Raw genomic sequence first — 4,217 nt, forward strand, 5'->3', positions numbered from 1 at the left:
CCCGTGCTGCGCGATGTGGTTGCGCTGGATTTCGCTCGTACCTCCCTGGATCGTCGTGACGGCGGAGTGGCGGACCGTGCGCTCAAATTCGCCGCCGGCCGCCGAGGCCAGTGCACTACCCGCGTCGTGTGCCAGGATTCCGGCGACGCCGGACACCTCTTGCAGCTGACCGGCCGCACGCTGATAACTGATGGTCGAGAACAGCTTGGCGACGTTGCCGGCCGGCGCGGGGGAAGCGCCCGATGCGCCTACCGCCGCGGTGCGCAGGGTCGCTGCGACGCGCCTCCATCCGGCGCTTCCGGCCTGATCGGAGGGAGTGTCGGAGGTGTCGAACATACTTCCGAACATGTTGACCCACGCAGACATCCGGCTGCTCGAGTTCGAGGACACCCACCCTCGCCGCACCGGCCTCAAGAACGACGCGATCATCCACCGGCTGGGCATGAGCCCGGCCCTCTACTACCAGCGCCTCGACCGGCTCGTCCGGCAGCAGGCGGTCCTCGATCGATATCCCCGGCTCGCGGCGCGGATCGAGCGGGCGTCCGTGCGCCGCCGCGAGCAGCAGCGGGCGTTCGCGCCGTACCGATGAACTCCCTTCCGGATGGTAGGTTGCCTCCGTGGCATCGACACGCGACACCGCGATCGATAGCGCGCTCGCGCTGCTGCGCACCGGCGGCTCCGTCTCGCTCGATTCCGTGGCGAACGCGGTCGGGCTGACGAAGGCCGGTCTCATGCACCACTTCCCCACGAAGGCGGCGCTCATGCTCGCCCTCGTCGACCGCGTGGTCGACCGGTGGGAGGCAGAGCTCGACGCGCGCCTGCCGGCGGAGCCCGGCCGGGCGACACCGCGGGAGCGGGTGCTGACCTACCTGGACTGGTGCCTCTCGCCCGCGCTCGACCCGGCCGATCTCGTGATGGTGGCCGACCCGCGGCTGCGGGTGCCGCTCACCGAGCGATGGTGCGCCCGGTTCGAGCCCTGGTTCGGTGTCTCGCCCGGCCTGCCGGCCGACGAGCGCGGCCGCATCGCCGCTGTCCGGCTGCTCGCGGACGGCGCCTGGTTCGCGACGGCGAGCGGCATGATGCCGCCGGCGGAGGACGAGCGGGCGGTCGTCCGCGCCGCGGCGCGCGGGATCCTGGAGCGCTGACGCCGTGCGGAAGTGGCTCCTCCTCGCGCTCGCGGTGCTCACCGAGGTCACCGCCTCCCTGGCCCTGCGTGCGGCGCTCGACCAGCCCGCCTGGTACGTCGTCACGGTGCTGGGGTACGCAGCGGCCTTCGTGCTGCTCACGCTCGTGCTGAAGGCGGGCATGGCGCTCGGCGTCGCGTACGGCATCTGGGGCGCGACCGGCGTCGCGCTGACCGCCGGCGCCTCCGCCGTCCTGTTCGGCGAGATGTTGAACCCCGTGATGCTTGCGGGCATCGTGCTCGTCATCGCGGGGGTGCTCACGGTCGAGCTCGGCTCGCAGCGCGCGGCGAGCCGGCGGGAGGCGCGTCGCTGATGGCCGCGCTGCTGCTGATCGGCGCGATCGTCGTCGAGGTCACCGCGACGCTCGCCCTCCGGGTCGCGACCCACGGGCGACCGCGCTGGTACGCCGGCGTCGTGATCGGGTACCTCGCGGCCTTCACCTTCCTCGGCCTCAGCCTGAGCGCCGGGATGCCGCTGGGCGTCGCCTACGGCATCTGGGCCGCCTCCGGCGTCGCCATCACCGCCGTCGCGAGCCGGCTGCTGTTCAAGGAGCCGCTGACCGCCCTGATGTCCCTGGGCGTCGCGCTGATCGCCGGAGGCGTGCTGCTGATCGAGCTCGGCGCCGCGCACTGATCCACCGCGCCGAGGACCCTCCGACCGGTGGCGCACGGCGCTGCGACAGGGGTGCGCGGAACGCAGCACCGTCGGTCCCGGCGCGCGACCCGCCCACAGTGCGGACACGGTCTCGCCGCCTACGCTCCCGATCCGACCATCGAACCCGCCGGAGGACGACCATGACCGACACCCTGAGCGTGGGCCGACCGGCCACCCTGCCGATCCCCGAGGGCGCCTCCGAGGAGGCGGTCCGATGGATCGAGGGCCTCTACGGCGACGGCATCATCGCGGCGAAGGGCGCGTTCTCCCGCGACTGGGTCGTCGATATGGCCGAGGACGTCTACAAGGCGTTCCATCAGGCCCTCCGCGTGCCGCGCGGCGCGGTCGGCCGGGGCCGGCGGCGGTTCTACGTCGAGATCCACCCCGAGCAGCTGCGGGGCTTCATCGACCTCGTCGACCACCCCTGGGTCCGCGGGGTCTGCGAGGCGGTGCTGGGCGCCGACTACGAGATCGTCGAGCTCGGCTTCGACATCCCCTTCCCGGGCGCGCTCGACCAGCCGTGGCACCGCGACTTCCGGATGCCGGAGGAGACGAAGCGCACCGGCCGCCTGACCTCGCTCGCCTTCAACCTGACCGCGGTCGACACGATCGAGGAGATGGGGCCGTTCGAGATCGCGCCGGGCACCCAGTTCGACCTCGCGGAGTCCTTCGACCACGAGATGTTCCCGCCGAAGGACCTGTACCCGGAGTACGAGGCGCGGGCGGTGCGGAAGTACCCGAGCATGGGCGACATCTCCGCACGGTCCGCGCTGACCATCCACCACGGGACGAGGAACACGTCCTCGCAGCCCCGGCCCGTGCTGGTCCTCGGCGTCGACGCACCGGGCGCCGGCAACGCCGAGCACCACGCGATGGCGATGACGCCGGCGTTCGCCGACGCCCTTCCGCGCCGCGTGCGATCCCACCTGGTGTGCCCGGTCGTGGACGAGCTGCAGCAGATCGAGCAGAAGCACGACATCGAGGGCCTGATGATGGGCGACGCCTGAGACCCGGCCCGGCGCAGGACCCGGATCCGCGCTGCACCGGCGAGCGGCGCCGGCTGCGCGGTCCGGGTCCCGCGTGGCTCAGCCCTTCAGCCCGGAGGCGGCGACGCTCTCCACGATGTGGCGCTGCGCCAGGGTGAACAGGATCAGCACCGGGACGGACGCGACGACGGCACCGGCCATCACGATGCCGTAGTGGGTCGAGTAGGCACCCTGCAGCACGGCGAGCCCGGGCTGCAAGGTCTGGTGCTCGGGGCTCAGCAGCACGTAGACCGGCCAGAGGAAGTCGTTCCAGTTGGACAGGAAGCTGAGCACCGCGAGCGTCGCGATCGCGGGCCGCGACAGCGGCAGGACGATCCGGGTGAAGATCCGCACGTCGCCGGCCCCGTCCAGCCGGGCCGCCTCCTCGATCTCCGGCGGCAGGTTGATGAAGAACTGCCGCAGGAAGAAGATGCCGAACGCGCCCGCCGCCCCGGGGATCGTGATCGCCCAGATCGTGTCCAGCCACCCGAGGTTCTGCACGATCAGGTAGTTGGGGATCAGGAAGATGACGGGCGGGACGAACAGCGTGAGCACGATCGCGCCGAAGACGACGCGCTTGCCAGGGAAGTCGAGCCGGGCGAGCGCGTAGGCGCCCATCGAGGCCGTGACCACGATCAGCGCCGTCTGCAGCGCTCCCGCGGCGAGGCTGTTCAGGAACCAGGTGAGGATCGGCTGCTGGCCGCTCGTCAGCGTCTGGTACGCCTCGATCGAGAACGGGTTCGGAAGCGGCGCGGCCGGGTTGTCGATCGCGTCCGCGTCCGTCTTGAACGAGGTGAGGAAGATCCAGAGCAGCGGCAGCACGATCATCAGCGCGCCGATGATCAGGGTGCCGTAGAGCGCGACCCTCCCCCAGACGCGACGGGCGGGCGGGCGGCGCCGCGAGTCCCGGACGGTGCCGGTCCTCTGCTCGGCGTGGGCGGTGGCGGAGGCAGCGGTGGTCGTCATGCGGTCCTCACTCCGATCGGCCCTGGAGCCGGAAGTTGATGATGCTGATGATCGCGAGGACGGCGAACAGGACGTAGCTCATCGCCGAGGCCGCTCCCATCTGGTTCTGGGAGAGCCCCTCGTCGGCGATGTACATGATCGCCGTGCGGGTGCTCGTGCCGGGGGCGCCCTTGGTGAGCAGGTACGACTGCCCGAACATGTTCGCCGAGCTGAGGATCGTCGTGGTGGTGACGAACGTCATCACCGGCCGGAGTCCCGGCAGGGTGACGCTCCAGAACTGGCGGACGGCGCCCGCGCCGTCGATGGCGGCGGCCTCGTAGAGCTCGGGGTTGATGCCCTTCAGGCCCGCCAGCAGGATCACCATGTTGAAGCCGGAGACCCACCAGAC

At 71.3% G+C, this 4,217-nt stretch carries 8 protein-coding genes; 5 read left to right on the forward strand and 3 right to left on the reverse strand.

Translation table 11 applies throughout. The features are described 5' to 3' along the window. Nucleotides 1–336: acyl-CoA dehydrogenase family protein (locus tag ACFE60_RS17955; protein ID WP_375390220.1), on the reverse strand; the 336-nt coding region annotated here is incomplete at its 3' end. A 10-nt stretch (nucleotides 337–346) separates the two neighbouring features. Here ACFE60_RS17955 and ACFE60_RS17960 point away from each other — a divergent pair. The 5 genes from ACFE60_RS17960 to ACFE60_RS17980 all read left to right on the forward strand — a co-directional run bounded on the left by ACFE60_RS17960 (nucleotide 347) and on the right by ACFE60_RS17980 (nucleotide 2,845). Next, complete coding sequence (locus tag ACFE60_RS17960; RefSeq protein ID WP_375390221.1) at nucleotides 347–589, forward strand: DUF3263 domain-containing protein; 243 nt, start codon at nucleotides 347–349, stop codon at nucleotides 587–589. Nucleotides 590–617: 28 nt separating this feature from the next. Next, the gene (locus tag ACFE60_RS17965; RefSeq protein WP_375390222.1) at nucleotides 618–1,145 is read left to right on the forward strand and encodes a TetR/AcrR family transcriptional regulator; all 528 of its coding nucleotides are present in this window, start codon (nucleotides 618–620) and stop codon (nucleotides 1,143–1,145) included. Between the two features lie 4 nt (nucleotides 1,146–1,149). Further along, entirely contained in the window at nucleotides 1,150–1,497 is a 348-nt protein-coding gene (locus ACFE60_RS17970) for a DMT family transporter (RefSeq protein WP_375390223.1), read from the forward strand. Further along, a complete protein-coding gene (locus ACFE60_RS17975) occupies nucleotides 1,497–1,817 on the forward strand; it encodes a DMT family transporter (protein ID WP_375390224.1) in 321 nt (106 codons plus the stop codon). Before ACFE60_RS17970 ends, ACFE60_RS17975 begins: the two co-directional genes overlap by 1 nt. Before the next feature lie 161 nt (nucleotides 1,818–1,978). Then, nucleotides 1,979–2,845 (forward strand): phytanoyl-CoA dioxygenase family protein, encoded by an 867-nt coding sequence (locus tag ACFE60_RS17980; protein WP_375390225.1) that lies wholly within the window; start codon nucleotides 1,979–1,981, stop codon nucleotides 2,843–2,845. Between the two features lie 78 nt (nucleotides 2,846–2,923). On the opposite strand, the gene ACFE60_RS17985 is transcribed toward ACFE60_RS17980, so the two are convergent. Together ACFE60_RS17985 and ACFE60_RS17990 are read right to left on the reverse strand one after the other, a co-directional pair. Beyond that, entirely contained in the window at nucleotides 2,924–3,829 is a 906-nt protein-coding gene (locus tag ACFE60_RS17985) for a carbohydrate ABC transporter permease (RefSeq protein WP_375390226.1), read from the reverse strand. A 7-nt stretch (nucleotides 3,830–3,836) separates the two neighbouring features. Next, on the reverse strand, nucleotides 3,837–4,217 hold a 381-nt coding region (locus ACFE60_RS17990), incomplete at its 5' end, for a carbohydrate ABC transporter permease (RefSeq protein ID WP_375390227.1).

Source organism: uncultured Amnibacterium sp. (assembly GCF_964245895.1).
GTDB lineage: Bacteria > Actinomycetota > Actinomycetes > Actinomycetales > Microbacteriaceae > Amnibacterium.